Source organism: Paenibacillus sp. HB172176, from assembly GCF_011947265.1.
GTDB lineage: Bacteria > Bacillota > Bacilli > Paenibacillales > Paenibacillaceae > Pristimantibacillus.
Window position 1 is genome coordinate 1 of sequence record NZ_JAATHD010000037.1, and the last position, 19,349, is coordinate 19,349.

Genomic DNA, 19,349 nt, shown 5'->3' on the forward strand with positions numbered 1-19,349 from the left:
CCTTGCTGCGATTCAGAGTCTGTGCAATCTCCGTGACAAGCTTCCCTTTGAGATGTAAGTACACGGTTTGATAACGTTCATACATGCGGCGTTCTTTTTCTTGCTTCATGGCTTGTGTAACTTCTTCTAACGATTTGTTCTGTTCCATCTGTATCCCAACCTGTCCGAATAAGTTTCCTTACCTATTCGACAAGCAGGTCGCAATTTCCTTACCATAGTTTTCTAATACTTTAGTTCAACTTATATAGTTTAAGGACGGAAAGATTGAACTCATTGGAGGCCCAAAACTGAATGTTCTACGGACAATGTCCAACAATTTACTTATTACCTGATGACCGCTGATCTTAATTGGACAGGAAGCTTAGCATAGGAAGGGTTTGGTGTTTATACCCCCGAACGTCTTAGCCTGTATTTAAGTTATAATATTGGCCGGTGTATCACAATGCTAGCTTAAATATTCTCCTATCCACGGAGTTACCTCAATTATAACGAGTTTAGATAAACGCGATTTGTTGGCGGGACCCCTGAAGATGCCTATGGCATGTTAACAAAAACGGGATATGAAGTTGCTTCCAGAAACTGTTCTTTTGCTGTTTCTAACGAGGTGGAGCCGTAAATAGTGGATATAATTCGACAAAAACATACAAAGTTTGTAGTTTTATTTATCACTTTATACTACAATATGACTATTTTCTATTTTCCCGACAAGTGATACAATTAATTGGAAATTCACACCTAAGAGAAACAGGGGATGAAATTTTCCCGAAAAACAGGATTTTTTAGAAGTAGGTATTAAAAAAGTAAAAAAGTTTAGGAGGAATTTGTAAGTATGAAAAAAAATGTTTTAATTGCAACGCTCTCTGTATCCGCAATGCTTTTCAGTTCCACTGGCACGATGTATGCTGCTTCTGAATCTACACAAATGACTGCCTCTACTCAAGTAACCCATCATCCTAATCAAAAAGCTTTAGAACAGATCAGCATGGCGGTTCATTTAAAGATGGTTGAGGAAGTAAAACAAGGTTTGATCACTACGGATGAACAAGCTTGGACTAGAATTGCTGAATTGGATGCACTAGATCTTCCTGGAAATATTCAACCATTAGCTGCCTACGTCGGAAGCTATCTTACTAGCGCAGGAGAGATGTCCGCTGCAATCTTGGCAGTAGGTCCAATTGACGCATATACTGCAAAAGCTGACGCAGACACAGCATTCGCAAAAGCTGCGACTTCTGGTTATAGTAGACCAGAGGATGGGAAACAAGATGCTTTTAGACATGCCTATTGGAATATATTAATGACAAGAGATATAGGGTCTGGCCAAGCAAAAGAAGTAGCTGATATTCATGAAGAGTATAACCCGGGTTCTGCCCTTGCAAATGAAATGGATTTATATAATAATTCGATAGGGCGAGGCGCTTATAGCGCAGTACTACCCGGCGCTGATGATTCAGATAATGCCCTTGTCACTGAAATCAAATCGTGGTTAGATAATGGATTCCTCAAATACATTAATACAAGTGGATCATTAGTTTGGACAGATGAATAAAAGAATCTTAGTAACATTTGCTGTATTACTTACTTACTTTCTTGCTTGTTGGATGGTTGATCTAAGCAACAGTACAATTGTTATGAACGCTTCTGGCGGTTCTTACAATATTGAGAATCATTTATTTTTCGACAAGTATATCTTTTATAATGAAAACGGCGTAAGCAATACCGAGATAAACCTTAAACTAGACAGAATATTTTTGCTCTGTACGTTTGTTGCTTTTTTAGTTTATAACCTAATGAGAAGATTTAAGCAACCTAAGTAATAAAACTGCACCTCCGATTGTTAGATAACACCTAACATTGGAGGTGCAGCTTTGTTTATATCAACATAGCTGACTTAACTACTGCGCTAAAAGAAAAGCACGTAATCTATCCAGTAAAGGAATATGCTACCTAAAGACCTTAGGGTTTATTTTCGTTAAAATGTTGGCTGGCCTTCTGATTGAGAGATTATGTTAGGAATGAGCCTAGAAGAGGGCTTTTAGGCGATCTTAGGGATTTTCGAACAGTTTGAAAAGGTGAGCGTGATCCGGATGAAAATCCACGGTGGAGCCATCAGCAAATTTCAGCTTTTCATTCTTTGAAATGAATGATATTCTTTGGACTGACCAGGTGGTTATATGTATCCAAGAAGTGAAATTCATTCCGTAGTGACCTGTCTAACGCTGTATGCAATCGTTCATCTTCGAGGGCTAGACAGAAAAACGCGAATAACGTACGCTAACAATTGTGTTGTGTTAGGGTTGATTCGGCTTGAATCCCCTATTTAATATAAAAAGAAGGCTTATTCCATTTGAATGATGATGTGAATAAGCCTTTTTTACGCTTATTTTATCACTCTTAATGACAAATATGAGCTCTGGACATTTTGTATGCATTTGTATACAATTAAAATGGATTGTCGTGTATACAAATGTATGCGAGAGGAGCGGGAGGCAATGAAGAATTCGGGAGACCGAATGAAAGAAGATATGCTAAGCGATGGCAAATTAATCAGCGAAAGCGAAAGAAGCGGGAGGCATAGAGGCGGAAGGCATAAGGGAAAGCATCATCATCACCATGGGGGCGGCGCGCAAACGTTCCGTCGCGGCAGGGCGCTTGAGTTTCTGGAGAGGCTGCGGACGAATCGCGACACTTTAGAGAAGCAGCTCGGGTCTCCGGAGCTGCAGGAAATCAAGCCTGTCATGCTTGGCGAATTGAAGGCGATTGAAATGATCATCGATCAGTATACGCAGCATTTCGAGCTTCATGAAAGGATGGAGATGAAGGAGAAGGATGCTCTGGAAGCTTTGACGGCTAAGGATGATAGGCATGAAGAAGAAATGAATGTAGAAGAAATGAATGAAGAAGAATCGCATGGGCAAGGAGAGCGGGAATAGGCATGTGGAAATTACGAGCATACTGCAGGCCTTACTGGAAATTCATGATTCTGGGCCCGCTTTTTATGATTTTCGAGGTGTTCTTCGATCTGCTGCAGCCGAGATTGGCGGCCTATATTGTGGATTTCGGCGTAGTCGAACGAAATTTTAATGTCATAGAGCAAACCGGACTGACGATGGCGGGCGTGGCGATTCTGTCGCTTGCCACGGGTGTCGCCTGCAATCTGTTCGCAAGCCGCGCTTCCCAGAATCTCGGCGCGGATATTCGGGAAGCGCTGTTCACGAAGGTGCAAACCTTCTCCTTCGAGAATATGGACAGCTTCAAGTCGGGATCGCTCATCACCCGCATGACAAATGATGTGGTTCAAGTTCAGAATTTGATGCAAATTGCGCTTCAGGGTCTTGTTCGAGCGCCAAGTCTGCTGATTGGCAGCGTAGTCATGGCATTGCTCATTAATCTGCGATTGGGACTAATTCTATTAGCGGCTCTTATCGTTCTCGCGGCGGTTCTCTTTGCGCTGATCAAGTTCTCGGCGCCGTTATTTCGAAGCGTGCAGGCGAGGCTTGATGCCGTGAATACGAGAATGCAGGAAAACCTCGCGGGTATCCGCGTTGTGAAGGCGTTCGTGAGGTCGGATTATGAAAGGCAGCGGTTCGGCGAGGTCAATCGGGAGTATACGCAAATTTCCGTGAAAGCGGCGAGGTTCATTGCGATCAATTCACCGATTGTGACATTAATCATGAACACTTGTTTGGTCGTTATCCTGCTTTATGGCGGGAATCTGGTCTGGGACAGCGCGCTTCAGGTGGGCGAGCTCGTCGCTTTCGTCAATTATGTCGTGCAGGTGCTCTCCTCCCTGCTCATGGTGAGCGGCTTGCTGATGAATGTGTCGCAGGCGAATGTGTCGGCGCGGCGCATTCATGAAGTGTTGTCGGAGCAGCCGACTATGACAAGCGCAGAGGCGGGGACAGGAGCGAATTCAGAAGTGGGAGCTGCAATAGGGGCTGTCGTTGGCCACGGCGCTGGAGTCGGAACTGTCGCAAGAGCAACCGTTGGATCTGGATCCGGCGCATCCCTGCCCGCCCGGCAGGTCAGCTTCCATAATGTCGATTTCTCCTATTCGTCGTCAGCGGAGGTCAAGGATCGGATACTGAGCGATATTTGCATCGAAGCGCGTCAAGGCGAGACGGTTGCCATTATCGGCTCCACAGGAGCGGGCAAATCATCGCTGGTCCAACTGATTCCAAGGCTGTATGATGCATCGTCGGGGTCTCTTCAAATTGACGGGAGAGATATTCGGGAAATTCCGCTGGCCGAGCTCCGCGGCAAGATTGGCATGGTGCTTCAGGAGGCTTTTCTTTTCACGGGAACCATCCGGGACAATATCGCGTTCGGCAAAGGGGATGCGACACAAGAGGAGATCGAGCATGCGGCGAAGATTGCGCAAGCGCATGACTTTATCTCGAAACTGCCAGACGGATATTATACAAAACTGGGACAGAGAGGCGTCAATTTGTCCGGCGGCCAAAAACAGCGAATTTCGATCGCGAGAGCATTGCTCGTCAAACCTCCAATTTTAATTATGGATGACAGCACGAGCGCTTTGGATTTGGAGACGGAACGCAGGCTTCGCTTAGCTTTGAAGGCGGCGATGCAGGGCAGTATCACGTTCTTGATTGCTCAGCGAATTTCATCGGTCATCGACGCACAGCGGATTGTGGTTATTGAAGACGGCGCCGTTGCGGGCAATGGCACGCATGAGGAGCTTATGCGCACATGCGAGGTCTATCAAGACATATACAGATCGCAATATGGCAGTGAGGAGGAAGCTTATGCCTAGCCCCATCAACTCCGCGTCCAGCGAGAAATCTGCGGCGAATATGGCCCAAATGGGCTTTCAGCAACGCCAAGGTCATCAACTGGACGTGCAGACAGCAAGATCGAAGCAGGCCAAAAGCATCTTGCTCCGAATATGGACATATCTGCGGCGGCAAAGACTTTCCTTAAGCGTGGTGTTCGTCTCAACCGTCCTGACTTCCTGCTTCTTGCTTTTGGGACCTTATTTGATTGGCAGAATGATCGATGATTATATTGTTCCGCATAAGCTGGAAGGTTTCATAGGAATGGGGCTCATGTTATTGGGGGTGTACGCGCTCGGAGCAGCCTTCACGTGGATTCAGCAATTTATGGCGTCAAGCCTGTCCCAACATACCGTGCGTGAGATGCGCCAGGACTTGTTCGAGCGTTATCAGAGCTTGCCTATTCCCTTCTTCGACCAGAAGACGCACGGCGAGCTGATGAGTCGGGCGACCAATGACATAACCAATGTCTCTAATACGCTTAATCAGACGGTGGTGCAGCTTATTTCGAGTGTGCTGATGCTGGTGGGGAGCGTGGTCATGATGCTGAGCTTGAGCGTATGGATGACGCTTGTCACCGTGTTGACCATTCCGTTCATTGCGCTGCTCACGAAGAAGATTAGCAAGTACACGCGCCAGTTCTTCTCGGAGCAGCAGAAGACACTTGGCGAAGTAAACGGCTACGTACAGGAGAATATTTCCGGCTTGAAGGTTGTGAAGGTGTTCGGCAGGGAAACCAGGTCGATCGAGCAATTCCGCGAGATTAACGAGAGATTGCGGTCGGTCAGCATTAAGGCGCAAAGTCTCTCCGGCTCACTAGGCCCCATGATGAATACAATGAGGAATATCAGCTTCGTTATCATCGCGGTATTCGGCGGCATCTTCGCTTATCATGAAGTGATCACGATCGGTGTCATTATCAGCTTTCTCACCTATTCAACCCAGTTCAGCCAGCCAATCAATCAGCTTGCCAATCAATATAATCTATTCCAGTCGGCAATTGCCGGCGCGGAGCGGGTGTTCGAGGTGATGGATCAGGAGCCTGAGGAGGCGGAGTCGATAGGGGCGGAGATAGCGGATAAGACTGGCAATGCGAGGAGTTCAGGAAATTCCGAAAGTACGGAGGGATCGGTTGGATCGGAAAGGCTGGGAGCAGTGGTGAGTTCACTCGATCTTGGTGCCGACAGCGACCGTCTCGCGTTAAGAGGCGATGTTGTTTTTGAAAATGTCAATTTCGGCTACAAACCGGATGTGCCGGTTCTGAAAAATCTGTCGCTGCATGCCTCGCAAGGGGAAATGATTGCTCTGGTTGGTCCTACAGGCGCGGGCAAAACGACGATTATCAATTTGCTGACGCGATTCTACGACATTCAAGCCGGCGCGATTCGCATTGACGGGAAGGATATTAAGGAAATTCCCTTACATGTACTGCGCAGGAGGATCGGGCTAGTGCTGCAGGACGCGTATGTGTTCTCGGGCACGATTCGCGACAATATCCGCTACGGCAGACTTGAAGCCACAGACCAAGAGGTGGAGAATGCGGCGAGGCTTGCGAATGCGGACGGCTTCATCAGGAAGCTCCCGAACGGTTACGAGACGGAGCTTAGCGCAGAAGGAGGCAATCTGAGCCAAGGGCAGAGGCAGCTTCTCACCATCGCGCGCGCGGTTCTCGCAAATCCTTCCATTCTTATTCTGGACGAGGCCACGAGCAGCGTGGACACTCGGACGGAGCTTCATATTCAGGAAGCGATGAAGACGTTGATGAAGGGCAGAACGAGCTTCGTCATTGCGCATCGGCTTAGCACGATAAGGGAAGCGGACAAGATTCTCGTCATTAACGGCGGGGAAGTCATTGAGCAAGGAACGCATAAGGAGCTCTTGAAGCAGGAGGGCTTCTATGCAAATCTGTGCCGGTATCAATACGCGGGGGCAGGTTAATCCGAACGAAGAAGAGAGAGCAATCCGCAATGTATTGCTCTCTCTTGCTTGTCGGTCATGCGGTTGCAGGCAGACTGGGCCATATTCCAACAGTCATCAAGCCGACGCGCTTGCCTGCCGCGCATGGGAGCGCAGATACACGAACGCGCTGATGATTGACAGAGCGACGACAACCGCGAGGCCCCAATAGATATTGCTGAAGGCATGAGCCTGGGTGAAATTCTTCTGCCATTCCAGAGCGCTGGCCGATACGGCGACCCCGAAGGCGCCGCTGATGAATTGAAAGAGCTGGAATAAGCCCAGTCCCGATCCGATCTGCGCAGGCTGCAGCAGGCGCGACATCTCGTTCGAAATGCTGCTCGACAGTACGGTGAAGCCGCTGCTGAGCAGCATATAGATGAAGAGAATCGACAGATAAGAGCTTCCGACGAACAAGGCGAACAGGATGACGGATAGCAGCACGAGCATCGGAACAAACTGTATGAAAGTACTGTTGCCCCGCGCATCGATGATGCGTCCGACTCTGCGGGAGATTAGCATCGCGAGCAAAGAGCCAGGGAAAATGACGAAACCGGCTTCGATGGGGCTTAGCTCATATTGATGAACCAGAATCTGCGGCATCAGGAATAGCGTGGCGAAGCTGCAAAGATAAGCGGCAATGCCTACCGCTCCGAGAGTCAGATAAGCCTTGTTGCCGAACAACGATGGCAGAACGAACGGCTCCCGCGCCGAACGAATGCGGATGACGAATAAGAGAATGCCGACGATTCCGCCTACAAGCGCGTACCACCAATGATTCGTCAGCGCCAGCAGCAAGCCGGTGGTGCCAATGCCGATGAACAAAGCGCCTAGCGCATCGAAGGAGCCTTTGCGCGGCTGCTCCTTCGGCAGCAGCAGCGAATACAGCGGCGCTAGCAGCAAGGTGACGGCGGTTACGACGAACAGCATATGCCAGCCGAGATATTCGACGATGGCTCCGCCCGCTACAGGGCCGAGCCCCAGACCGACGGACACGGCGGACATAATGACGGCCATCGCTTTGCCCCGTCTTGCGATAGGCACATAACGCGACAGCAGCACCAGGGACAGGGCCGGAATCGCGCCAGCGCCGGATGCTTGCAAAATGCGGACAATCAGCAGCATAAGGAAGCTGTTGCTGAATATCCCGGCAACAGCCGCGAGACTTAGCGACAGAATGCCGATCAGGAACAGCCGGCGAATCGGCACGAAATCGGCAAGACGACTGTAAGTAATGGATGAGATCGCGAATACGATGGAATAGCCGGTCACGATCCAGGATGTTGATGAAGCCGACAGCCCATAATCGATGGCAACATCCGGCAAGGCCAGATTAAACATCATCGTATTCATAATAACGAGCACAATGGTCAAGCCGAGCAGCAGCGTCACCGTTCCTTCTTTCATCACGCTTTGCTCCGCGTTGCTATTGCCCGCTTGCGAATGAGCTTGGTTAGACATGGTATTCCACTCCCTTTATCTATAAATTCGATTATCATCGAACAATAGAAATATATCATGCGTTATGGTAAAATGCAATCATTAACTTCACGTTCACTTTCGGCTCTACAAGAAGTGTGAGGGGGAAATCATACCATGAAGATACTGCATCATCCAACCACTGAGGATTTGCAAATATCGGCGGTGCTTTATGCTTTAAGCGATCCCGTTCGTCTATTGGTCGCTTCCGAGATTCGCAAGGCGGGCGAGCAATGCTGCGGCTCCATCGACGTCCCCGTCGTCAAGTCTACGTTGTCCCATCATATTCGCACGCTCAGAGAAGCTGGAGTCGTTCATGTCAGAGCTCAGGGGACGCAGCGACATATTTCACTCAGAACGGAGGATCTGGAGGAGAGATTTCCAGGACTGCTGACAACGGTATTGGACGCATTCGAGCAATCCGAGGAACGATCGAAGCTGCTGCAGCCGGAATAGGGAAGTACGGGAATGAGAAAAGCCCGCCGAAGCGGGCGGGGCGAACGGCGAATCGACTCAGATCCGAATGTCGATACTCTTGCCCAGATTCGGGTCAAGGCTCCCGTTCATCATTTGCACCAGGCCTTGGCTTTGCGCTTCGGCTTGGCCTTTCGCGAGGTTAGCGACCTTAAGGCTGACCGCCTGCGCGAGCGATGCTTGACTCAGCGACATCGACAAAGCTGCTATGTCCATCGTGAACACCTCCACCATTTGTATCGGCATTAGGAGCGTAATTTTGAATAATTCAATTCTTCTACTCCTTTTCCAAGGTATCAATCTTAATCTTCAATCGAAATTCGGTCGGTGTTGCTCCATAACGCTTCTTGAATATAGTGAAGAAATATTTTTTGTTCTCCCATCCGATTCGGTCTACGATTTCTTCCACCGTTAACGAGGTATGGCTAAGCAGATCGACTGCTTCCACCAGACGCACCTCCGTTATATAGTCCGATATGGATTTCGAGAGATGCTCGCGGAACAGCTTTCCCAAGTAAGAAGCCGTTAATTCCAAATGATCGGCAACCATGCTCGTGGACAGCGCTTTATCTTTATAATGCTGTCGAATGTATTTTTGAGCATTCGTAACAAGCAAGAAGGAGCGCTCTCCTTTCGTTTGATTTACCTTGGAGATGATGGAGTCGAATAGCTCGCGAAGCTCTTCCACGATTTCCTCCAATGTTTCTTTCGCTTTCATTTTTCTATCGAAGGAGACGAAATCAAGATTCAGGTTTACCGTACTGTTTCTCTCGAGGGTATTAATGGCTTGAAAGACCAGAGCAATCATCGTGGACAGATTGTACATCAGACTGTTGTAGCTCGCTGTTTCGAGTAAAGCTTGAATCTCTTGAAACGAATTCCTTAATTCCTCGGCATGACCCTTCAATAGACTCTCCGTAAGTTTTGCAAGCAAAGCATGAGGGATGATGATTTCTTGCAGTTCTTCCTCAACAAATCGATTGGTGTCCAAGAGACAACCATGCCCAAGCTTGAGTCGATACTTCGATAGCTGCAAGCATTCCTCGTACATCAAGCTGACCTCGCGAACGTTATTCGCTATGCTGCTAATAAATATCGAAAGTCCGATGGAGCAATACTGTTGACTGCTTGCTTGTATGGCACGGCATAATCGGGTTAACTCGTCGCATGGCAATTCCTCGATATTTAATAGAAGCACGATGTGGTCGAATTCCATGTCGACACAGGAGCATTTATAGACGGGTTGAATGATTTCTTCCGCAATGTTCATCAAGGCGAATTTTAGCAAGACTTGGTCGGCTTCGCTGTATTGTTCGCTGAAATCGGCGAAATAATCAATCTTGAATAAAATAACGGCAATACTCTCGAGAGGATCGATCTTGACGTTATGCTCTTGAAATTCCTTCTCGAAGTTCGGAGAATGAGTGCGGTTCAGCATCGTTCGAAGAAGCTTCTGTTTCAGTGTGTCCGCATGCGATTTTCTGAAGGTATCCAGTGTCTTCAATTGATCTCGGGTATGCGCGAATGCAGTTGAAATGTAGGAAAATTCATCCTTATGCTCCATGTGCTGCTGTTTATCAGCTAGATTGGCAATGGCTGCTCCCAGATTGCGAATCGGCAAATAGATATGTCTAGAGAGCAGGAAGGCAAGAATGAAGCATATTGCGAGCATGATGGAACCGATCAGCAGCGTAATCGTTTTGACTTTGTTCACCGTTCCGGCGATAGCTGAATAAGGGGTGATACTGACCATGCTCCAATTCGAGCTCGAATCTCTGGAGAACGTAACGACAGATGAAATCCCATCCACAGACGTTAAAAAATACCCCGAGCCGCCACGAGAGTCCAATACTCGCTGTACATACTTTTCACTTGATAAATCGGACAGAAACCTATCGCGGTTTGAATGAGCGATCGCTTTACCTTCGGAATCAAGCACCATGAAAACAGAAGAACGATTATTGTCTCCGCCACGGTATGCCAGCAATCGGTTGAATATCCAATCCACCTTTACGTTGACGGCAATTGCGCTGTTAGGTTTATTCGCTCCTGTCGAAAAGTCGGCAAGCATATAGCTGAACACTTCAATGGATCCGGCATCCGCGTTTTCGGACAAGGGTATTTTCCGGGCTATGGGCATAGAAGTTCTGCTATTCCAAAGGTTTACCATCTCATGATCGAAGAAGTCCTCTGGTTTTCGGCTGATGGCATTCGATCCCAACATATATACAATATCGGATTGTCCATTATAGAGATATACGGAATACAGGAATGGAGATGAAGTAATAGAGCCATCCAAATCGCGCAAGCTGTTTAAATTGCTGCGTATGTCGTCTGAATCCCCCATCATGAGCTGGGTCGCGTCCGGATGCTGGTAGAGCGAGGTTGTGAAGGCTTTCGCGTAATTATTGAACTGCAGCGCATTCTCGAATGCGTTCTGAATTTGACGCTCGTCCGATTTATACAGCAGCTCCAGACTATAGGATTTGAAATTGAAATAGAGAAATCCGGCCAAAAAGATAATGATGACTATCAGGGCAAATGTGATTCGAATATAGAGCTTGTAGAAGTATTTTGACAGCGTACCCACCTCCTGGTCGTCATTAGTATAAGAGGATTACGCAGGAATAGGAAGCCGACAGCGGTGAAATTCACTTATTTTATACGAATGAATCGATTTTGAACGCCATGATTCATGCTGAATTGCACTTAATCGCTTGGTTTGGCCCTACAAGGCTCGCCTCAAAGCTTCTATGATCGAGTTATCGAGGAGAAAGAGGTGGTACGATGCAGCTTATGCAAATAAAGCGTTTGTGGAAAAATCGGTTTTTGCTCCTGCTGACGATGCCGATGGTCGTATTTATTTTTATCTTTAAGTACGTTCCGATGGTAGGGGCGATCGTTGCGTTCAAACATTACCAATTTAACAAAGGGATATTCGGCAGCGAATGGATTGGGCTTACTAATTTTCGTTTTTTGGCAGGATCTCCCGATTTACAGCGGTTGCTTCGCAACACCATCGGATATAATTTATCCTTTATCATTTTCACCCTGATCTGTGCCGTGCTGCTTGCGATATTGCTCTATGAGATCTCGAGCAAGAGGGCGCTTAAGCTGTACCAGACGGTGATCTTCATCCCGCATTTTTTGTCATGGGTTGTGATCGCGTTTATGGTATACGCTTTCTTGAACATGAAGTCCGGCATGTTGAACCAATGGTTCGATCAGTTGGGCTGGGCAAAGATGGATTGGTACAATTCTTCGAAGCCGTGGGTGTTTATTTTCCCAATCTCGCATATCTGGAAGGAAGTCGGGGTTGCCTGCATTATTTATTACGCCGGCTTGATGGGGATCGATCCTACGTATTTCGAGGCTGCGAAGATTGACGGGGCCAGCCGGCTGCAAATGATTTTGCGCATTTCTTTGCCATTCTTGTATCCCATCATGTCCATTCTGACCATTCTCGCGATTGGCAATATTCTTGAAGCGGATTTCGGCCTGTTTTATCAGCTTCCGATGAATTCTCCGTCTATTCTTTCAACGACGGATGTGCTTGACACTTATGTATTCCGCGCACTGATTGAACTAGGGGATATCGGTATGTCGAGCGCGGCAGGCTTGGCCAAATCCGTGGTGGGCTTCTTGCTTGTCATAGCGGCCAATGCGCTGGTAAGAAGAGCGAATTCGGATAATTCATTATTCTAGTCAGAGGAGCATCATGATGCGAAAATTACCGTTTAACCTGTTTAGCTTGTTCAATCATCTGTTTTTCATCTTGCTGTCGCTTGCATTCATTATTCCGTTGTGGTCGCTGGTTTCCATTTCGTTTTCGAGCGAACAGGATATTCTGCAATACGGATATCGGCTTATCCCGCATCAATTCAGCTTTCATGCGTATTCCTATATCTTCTCGACGCCGGCAACGATATGGAATGCGTACAAGGTTACTATAGTGATGTCGCTTGGCGGGACGCTGTTATCTGTATTCATGATTTCGATGTGCGCTTATGCGCTCTCGCGAAGAGACTTTCCATACCGGCGAATCATTACCTTTTACCTGTTTTTTACGATGCTGTTCAATGGAGGTCTGGTGCCTACCTATATTTTAATGACGAATTATTTGCATTTGCAGAATACGTACGCTTCGCTGATTATCCCGCTTATGTGCAGCGTGTGGTTTCTGCTGTTGATGAGAACCTTCTTCCAGCAGCTTCCGACGGCGCTTATTGAATCGGCTACGATAGACGGGGCGGGCGAATACAAGATTTATTTCCGCATCATTATTCCTCTCTCCACCCCGGTCATGGCGACAATCGGTCTGCTGCAGGTATTGCAATACTGGAACTCCTGGTTCCAGGCGCTGCTCTATATCTCGGATAAGGATATGTATCCGCTTCAATATTTGCTGCAAGTGATTTTGCGCAATATTGATGAGATTCTGCGGAGTATGAGTCAGGGCATGTCGATCAACGCGGGGCAGATTGCCGAGCTTCCGACGGAGAGCGCCAGAATGGCGATGGCCGTGTTATCCGTAGGGCCAATCTTGATGATTTTCCCGTTTTTCCAGCGATTCTTCGTGAAAGGCTTAACCGTTGGTTCGCTCAAGGAGTAGATATCAGTGAATTAAAGTCGGCAATTGCCGGTTTTAAGATATATTCGTAAGATAAATCATGGGAGGTTATGCACGTGACAAAGACAAGAAGCAGGAGGAGCAAGATTGGGGTATGGGCGCTTGCAGTATTCGTTGTGCTGGGCCTCGTTCTCGCTGGTTGTTCGTCGAACCAGGATTCATCCAACGAGCCCTCATCGAGTTCGGCGGCAACAACGTTATCCGAAACGCCGGCAACAAGCAATGAACCGCAGGGTCAGGATAAGGAAACGCTCGAACCGGTCAATCTGATCTGGTATATCCGGCAAGCGGAGCCTGCCAATCTGGATTCCGTTATGGCCAAATTCAATGAGATGGTGAAGGATAAGATTAACGCGACGGTTGAATTTCGATTTGTTAATCCCGCGGATTATGACAGCAAGATGCAGCTAGCGATGTCGTCGGGAGAAGCGTATGATTTGGCGTATACGGCTAACTGGACTAATAACTACCAGAACAATGTAGCGAAAGGCGCTTATCTAGCCCTTGACGATTATTTGGATAAATTTCCGAATCTGACGAGCTTGTTCAAGCCGGGGATTTGGGATGCAGTGCGCGTGGGCGGGAAGATCTACGGGGTTCCGAACAAACAGATCATGAATAATACGCCCGGGCATTGGTTTCTGACCGAATATGTAGACAAATATAATCTGGATGTAACCCATCTGAACAAAATCGAGGATCTGACTCCTATTTTTGAAACGATCAAAACAAACGAGCCTGATATCTATCCGATGCGTCAGGGTGAATTTAATACGTACAAGGAATTCACGCCACTTGTGGTCGATATGGGGGGCGAATATATTCACGTCGATCCGAAAACCTTGAAGGTCATCGACGAATCCCAAGAACTGATGCACTATTACAAAGTTATGCGCGAATGGAATCAGAGCGGGTATTTTCCACCGGATGTCGCTACGCTCAAAAACCAGAATGAACTGATTGCCGCAGGCAAGCTGTTTGCCAATTACAGTCGGCAAAAACCGGGCGCGGACGCCGAATATAAAACGAATTACGGACGCGACTTCACGTTCGTTACGGCAGGAGAAAGCGTCATTACGCAAGGCTCCGTTCAGAGTACGTTAACAGCCGTAAGCGCTGCTTCCGAGCATCCGGAGCGCGCATTGATGCTGCTCGATCTGCTCAATACAGACAAGGACATCTACAATACGCTCGTATTCGGACTGGAAGGGCAGGATTACACGAAAGTATCCGACAATCGGATAGAGCCGATTAAAGGCGGTTATTACGTCACGAATTGGATGGTTGGCAACGTCTTTAACAGCTACTTGCTGCCGGGCCAAGCGGATGATGTGTGGGAACAAACAGAAGCCATGGATGAGGCGGCGACAATCGATCCGCTGATCGGATTCACATTCGACCGGGAACCGGTTCAGAATGAAATCGCCAGATGCATCGCCGCAGCGAAGGAATTTATCCCAATATTGAAGAATGGTTTGGACGATCCAGACAAAACGTACCAAGCGTATCAAGAAAAGTTGAAGGCATCGGGCATCGACAAGATTAAGGCGGAGGTAGAGCGTCAGTTGGCTGATTGGAAGGCTGCGCAATAAATATGGCTTTACCCGGGTAAACCCACCGCTAAGGTCGGTGGGTTTGCCGGGATGCTTTCCAGAACAATGAAAGCGCTTAAAAAATGAAGATGGAGGGATTATTCATGAGAAGAGTTCTATCGGCTGTATTGGCGGCAATCTTGGTTATGGCAGCCATGCTCACTTCTGTTCCCAAGGCGGAAGCATCGGGCATAACGTATTACGTGGATGCTGCAAACGGCAATGATTCTACGGGAAACGGAAGTTCAGGAAGCCCCTGGAAAACAATTGGCAAGGCAGCAGGTATAGCTGCAGCAGGCGACACAGTCCTGATCAGATCGGGCACCTATCGCGAAACTGTCACTCCGGTGAATTCGGGTACAAGCGGCAATCCAATCACGTACAAGGCCGATACAGGCGCTACTGTAGAGGTAAGCGGTCTGGATTCTACAACGGCCACTTGGGCGGTTTATTCAGGGGATGTCTACAAGGCGAATATCCCGATGGATTTAGGGCCTGGAAACCAGGTGTTCTACGACGATAACCTCATGATGGAGGCAAGATGGCCTAATAGCGGCAACACTGATGCTACGGACAACACCTTCCTTCTGGAGCCTACCCTTGCGACTGCCGATACTGGAACAGCCACCGTCACCAAGAATATGGAATTAACGTCCAATTTCCTTATCGGTTCATGGCAGTTTGAAGATGATCTGAGCGAGAGTTCGGGAAATGAGCATGAAGGTGTAGGCTATGATCTCTCATATGTAGCTGGAAGCTACGACGGGTCTAAGGCGGCCAGCTTTAACGGGGCAAGCTCGTACGCCTATATACCTGAGAGGGATATCTATTCCTTTAAGAATTGGCAGCATTTTACGATTTCCGCATGGATCAAAACGACTTCTGTGAATGCGCCTATCCTTTCCAAGGGAAGGTATGATGCAGACTCCGATCTGGAGTACAGGCTATATGTGGATGGGAATGGAAAGCTCGCATTTGAAAGATATTGCTCGGATTGTACGCAGAAGACCTTTACGGTCATTGACTCGGATGGCGCATCCATTAATGACGGACAGTGGCATCAAGTCGCATTCGTACAGGGAGACTATGAAGGGATCGTACCTGACGGCCGGAGCCACAGATTATATGTCGATGGAAATCTTGTACAGGAAGACAATCAAACCTGGCATCCCAACGTCTTCTATGAAGAAAGAGAGGACAGAGATCCTATAACGGTAGGAAGATATAAGAACGACACGATCTCCGATACTTATTTCAACGGACAGATTGATGATGTAAGGATCTATAAGACATCGTTGCCTGGAGAAGACATCTTGCATCTGGATACTCATTTCATCAAAGGGCTATGGAAGTTTGAAAACAATGCGGATGATGCAACCGATTTTTCAAACAACGGAACGGGCAGCAATGTAAGCTATGTCGATGATGGGGCGGTTTCAGAACATGCCGGGAGCTTTAACGGCACGAACAGTTATATTTCGGTGCCGGACAGCCCTTCCTTGGCGTTTGGCGATCCTTCAGATCCTTTCACGCTATCGGCTTGGGTGAAAACAACGACAGGAGGAACGATCCTGTCCAAGGGGGTAAACAACAGCTCCAGTGTGGATTATCGATTGTACATTAACCGTTCGGCAGCAGGGAATTTAGGGTTTTCAAGGCTCAATGGAAGTTCGGGCGTTGAAGTGAGAGTAGAGGATACAAGCGGAGTGAATCTGAAAGACAATAACTGGCACCATGTCGCTTTTGTCAATGAAAATGCTTCAAGCCACAAGCTGTATATTGATGGAAATCTGGTTGAAACCAGTACGCAAACCTGGAGCGGCAACTTAATCACTTCCGACCCTCTGTACGTAGGCAGATATCATAATGTTGCGATCGGCGGCGATTATTATTACAAGGGCTTGATCGATCAAGTCACCATTTACGGCAAACAATTATTAAGCGACGAAATCGTGGATTATTCCGATATCGTGGATAGCGATTTGCCGGCGGGTATCGATTTTACAGGCACCAAAATACACCAATTTACTTTTCCGTTAAATGGCTTTGTCACTTATACAACCAGTGTCCTGACGCATTCGGAAAATACGATCCGAACGCCTTATCTTGGTACGCTTAACGTAAAGAATAAAATCCAACCGAATAGCGCTTACTACCTGTTCGGTAATAAGGATTTGCTTGACGCTCCAAGAGAATGGTTCTTTGAGTCCTCCACCTCTACTTTGTACTTCTACAAGCCTGGCGGAGGGATGCCGGATTCTTCGAAAGTGGAAATCAAGAAGAGAACGATTGGTATTGACTTAAGCGATAAATCGTTTATCCAGATCGAGAACATTAACCTTACAGCCAGTACAATTGAAAGCAACGAGAATACTTCCGATTGCACCATAGACGGGATGACGGCCAAATACGTTTCTCATGATTCCAGGGGTACAGCAAACGCGGAAGGTCAGGCGGTTTTCTTTTACCAAAAGGATACGACAGGCATAAATATTTCCGGAAGCAATAATACGTTGAAAAACAGCGAAATCGCTTATAGCTCGGGAACGGGGATCCGAATAAGCGGAAGCGGAATTCAGATTGTTAATAATTACATTCATGACATGGATTATATTGGATCCTATGCGCCTGCACTCGGGATAACGCGGTGTTCGAGTTGTTTGATCAGCCATAATACATTGACAAGAGCAGGCAGGCAGCTAATTTACGCCGGCAGCCCGCGCGCAAACCTTATTCAGTATAATGATATTTCCAGCACAGGATTCCTGAATGCGGATACTGGAGTGGTATATTCTACAGCTGCAAGTGAAAACACAAGGTTTTATCGCAATTTCATCCATGATGCGGGACAGGGCAATTCAAGCATTTATCTGGATAACAATGCCAGCGGGTTTATCCTTGACAATAATGTATTCAGAAACGATACAGGAGAAGGGAAATATGCGATAACACTAAATTTGCCGCAAGAATACACGCTTGTATTCAATAATTCGGTGGATGAAAAAATAGGTCCTTGGGCTTCGGTAGGAAGCGGTGTAGACAGAAAGTTCAAATATGACAGCTTTGGCACAATGCTGCTGAATAATAGCACAAAGCTTTCGATCCGCAAGATTACTCCCCAGAATCTATCTATGCCGCAATTAACAGCGCCATCAAGATATAACCTTGAAAATGCAACGGTTTATGCCAGCTCTACCGATTATCATCTGCAAGGTTTACCGAATGGCGCAGCAGCTATTGATCAAGGTATTTCTATAGAGGGCGTAACAGACGGTTACGTTGGAAATGCACCTGATTTCGGCGCTTATGAGTACGGCGGGTCTGATTGGACGGCTGGACATGACTTTGAAAATCCTCCTAGCCCTGTCTATGCGCCGAGCAATGTGGAATTTATGAACAGGGTATCTGATTCAAGCTTTGAAGAAGGCAACTTGACCAAATGGACCGTACAAAACGGCTCCAATACTAGTGTAAATACGTCCACCAATTGGTGGAGCAACGCTTACGCCAAAAGCAGATTAGGCGGATCCTCATTGAAATTGGGCAACGGCTTGGGCGGCGAAGTCACTCAGACGGTTGCCGGACTGACGGCAGGAAGGACCTACCGGGCGGCTGTCTGGGTAAGGGTGGATGACGGCGAGACGGCCGAACTGGCGGTCGACGGTTTCGGGGGAAGCGCATTATCTGTTTCGCAAGGCTATACCGAGAATACATGGAAGCGGCTTGAATTGATCTTTACGGCGGGTTCAACCAATACCAGTGCGGTTCTGCACGTCAAGAAAACATCTGCGGGAAACAAGAATGTATATTTTGACGATGCAGGATTACAGCAGCTTATGGCATTTGAAGAATTCGAGGACGGAGTGGCGAACAATTGGGATGGTGTCAAAGGGACATGGAGCATAGCAACGAATGGAACTGAGGTATACAGACAGACACCCGATGCGTATGGAATCGCGACGACATTCTACAATGCCGTGTGGAATGATGCCGAGATTGAAGCGGATATTACCCCGTCATCCTTCTCGGGCGGAAATGTAAGCCTTAACCTGAGATATGCGGATGAAAACAACAAATACGCGGCGCAGCTGTACCAAGGCAACACTTTAAGGTTGTATAAAGTGGTGAATGGGCAGCATGCGATTTTGCAGCAGAAGAGCTATACCCTTAATACAGGAACGGCGTATCGCGTGAAATTCTCGGCAGTCGGAAGTACGCTCAAGATGTACGTGAACGGAGTCGAAGAGCTTTCGACGACAGATACAAGCCTTGCCGCGGGAGGCAAAGCAGGATTGGTCGTTTATAATGCGGCAGCAGATTTTGACAACGTCATGATTCACAACAAATAACGGAATAAGATGGAAGAGAGCTAATCCCTCGCGATATTTGATTTCGACGATTTCGAGGGATTAGTTCCAGGGAGGA

The 19,349-nt window shown here is 47.6% G+C and carries 12 protein-coding genes; 9 read left to right on the plus strand and 3 right to left on the minus strand.

Going from position 1 to position 19,349, the window contains the following annotated elements; all coding sequences use genetic code 11:
* Positions 1 to 829: 829 nt before the first annotated feature.
* The 4 genes from HFP08_RS27240 to HFP08_RS27255 all read left to right on the plus strand — a co-directional run bounded on the left by HFP08_RS27240 (position 830) and on the right by HFP08_RS27255 (position 6,731).
* Positions 830 to 1,549: a DUF6973 domain-containing protein gene (locus HFP08_RS27240; RefSeq protein WP_168123794.1), complete on the plus strand. Its 720-nt coding sequence runs from the start codon at positions 830 to 832 to the stop codon at positions 1,547 to 1,549.
* A gap of 943 nt (positions 1,550 to 2,492) precedes the next feature.
* Positions 2,493 to 2,933: a hypothetical protein gene (locus HFP08_RS27245; protein ID WP_206109328.1), complete on the plus strand. Its 441-nt coding sequence runs from the start codon at positions 2,493 to 2,495 to the stop codon at positions 2,931 to 2,933.
* 2 nt (positions 2,934 to 2,935) lie between these two features.
* Positions 2,936 to 4,774, plus strand: coding sequence for an ABC transporter ATP-binding protein (locus HFP08_RS27250; protein ID WP_168123795.1), 1,839 nt, complete (start codon positions 2,936 to 2,938; stop codon positions 4,772 to 4,774).
* Positions 4,767 to 6,731: an ABC transporter ATP-binding protein gene (locus HFP08_RS27255; RefSeq protein WP_240941909.1), complete on the plus strand. Its 1,965-nt coding sequence runs from the start codon at positions 4,767 to 4,769 to the stop codon at positions 6,729 to 6,731. The genes HFP08_RS27250 and HFP08_RS27255 overlap by 8 nt, the downstream gene beginning before the upstream one ends.
* A 96-nt stretch (positions 6,732 to 6,827) precedes the next feature.
* Here HFP08_RS27255 and HFP08_RS27260 read toward each other — a convergent pair whose 3' ends face one another.
* Positions 6,828 to 8,210 carry an MFS transporter gene (locus HFP08_RS27260; protein ID WP_168123796.1) on the minus strand — a complete coding sequence of 461 codons (1,383 nt, stop codon included), beginning with the start codon at positions 8,208 to 8,210 and terminating at the stop codon, positions 6,828 to 6,830.
* A 135-nt stretch (positions 8,211 to 8,345) separates the two neighbouring features.
* Here HFP08_RS27260 and HFP08_RS27265 point away from each other — a divergent pair, with 135 nt between their 5' ends.
* Positions 8,346 to 8,684 (plus strand): ArsR/SmtB family transcription factor, encoded by a 339-nt coding sequence (locus HFP08_RS27265; RefSeq protein WP_168123797.1) that lies wholly within the window; start codon positions 8,346 to 8,348, stop codon positions 8,682 to 8,684.
* 57 nt (positions 8,685 to 8,741) lie between these two features.
* On the opposite strand, the gene HFP08_RS27270 is transcribed toward HFP08_RS27265, so the two are convergent.
* Positions 8,742 to 8,918 (minus strand): YjfB family protein, encoded by a 177-nt coding sequence (locus HFP08_RS27270; RefSeq protein ID WP_168123798.1) that lies wholly within the window; start codon positions 8,916 to 8,918, stop codon positions 8,742 to 8,744.
* Between the two features lie 61 nt (positions 8,919 to 8,979).
* A complete protein-coding gene (locus tag HFP08_RS27275) occupies positions 8,980 to 11,292 on the minus strand; it encodes a helix-turn-helix domain-containing protein (protein ID WP_168123799.1) in 2,313 nt (770 codons plus the stop codon).
* Positions 11,293 to 11,489: 197 nt separating this feature from the next.
* Here HFP08_RS27275 and HFP08_RS27280 point away from each other — a divergent pair, with 197 nt between their 5' ends.
* From HFP08_RS27280 to HFP08_RS27295, 4 genes are all read left to right on the plus strand, one after another.
* Positions 11,490 to 12,407 carry an ABC transporter permease gene (locus tag HFP08_RS27280; protein WP_240941910.1) on the plus strand — a complete coding sequence of 306 codons (918 nt, stop codon included), beginning with the start codon at positions 11,490 to 11,492 and terminating at the stop codon, positions 12,405 to 12,407.
* Between the two features lie 13 nt (positions 12,408 to 12,420).
* The gene (locus HFP08_RS27285; protein WP_168123800.1) at positions 12,421 to 13,314 is read left to right on the plus strand and encodes a carbohydrate ABC transporter permease; all 894 of its coding nucleotides are present in this window, start codon (positions 12,421 to 12,423) and stop codon (positions 13,312 to 13,314) included.
* A 74-nt stretch (positions 13,315 to 13,388) separates the two neighbouring features.
* Positions 13,389 to 14,924: an ABC transporter substrate-binding protein gene (locus tag HFP08_RS27290; RefSeq protein WP_168123801.1), complete on the plus strand. Its 1,536-nt coding sequence runs from the start codon at positions 13,389 to 13,391 to the stop codon at positions 14,922 to 14,924.
* A gap of 104 nt (positions 14,925 to 15,028) precedes the next feature.
* On the plus strand, positions 15,029 to 19,273 hold the full coding sequence (locus HFP08_RS27295; RefSeq protein ID WP_168123802.1) for a LamG-like jellyroll fold domain-containing protein: 4,245 nt from the start codon (positions 15,029 to 15,031) through the stop codon (positions 19,271 to 19,273).
* The last annotated feature ends 76 nt before the right edge of the window (positions 19,274 to 19,349 follow it).

Excerpts from the sequence above, each read along its gene's own strand:
- HFP08_RS27280 (WP_240941910.1), top strand. The coding sequence starts at position 11,490 with ATGCAGCTTATGCAAATAAAGCGTTTGTGGAAAAATCGGTTTTTGCTC.
- HFP08_RS27295 (WP_168123802.1), top strand. The coding sequence starts at position 15,029 with ATGAGAAGAGTTCTATCGGCTGTATTGGCGGCAATCTTGGTTATGGCA.
- HFP08_RS27285 (WP_168123800.1), top strand. The coding sequence starts at position 12,421 with ATGATGCGAAAATTACCGTTTAACCTGTTTAGCTTGTTCAATCATCTG.
- HFP08_RS27240 (WP_168123794.1), top strand. The coding sequence starts at position 830 with ATGAAAAAAAATGTTTTAATTGCAACGCTCTCTGTATCCGCAATGCTT.
- HFP08_RS27250 (WP_168123795.1), top strand. The coding sequence starts at position 2,936 with ATGTGGAAATTACGAGCATACTGCAGGCCTTACTGGAAATTCATGATT.
- HFP08_RS27270 (WP_168123798.1), bottom strand. The coding sequence starts at position 8,918 with ATGGACATAGCAGCTTTGTCGATGTCGCTGAGTCAAGCATCGCTCGCG.
- HFP08_RS27255 (WP_240941909.1), top strand. The coding sequence starts at position 4,767 with ATGCCTAGCCCCATCAACTCCGCGTCCAGCGAGAAATCTGCGGCGAAT.
- HFP08_RS27245 (WP_206109328.1), top strand. The coding sequence starts at position 2,493 with ATGAAGAATTCGGGAGACCGAATGAAAGAAGATATGCTAAGCGATGGC.
- HFP08_RS27265 (WP_168123797.1), top strand. The coding sequence starts at position 8,346 with ATGAAGATACTGCATCATCCAACCACTGAGGATTTGCAAATATCGGCG.
- HFP08_RS27260 (WP_168123796.1), bottom strand. The coding sequence starts at position 8,210 with ATGTCTAACCAAGCTCATTCGCAAGCGGGCAATAGCAACGCGGAGCAA.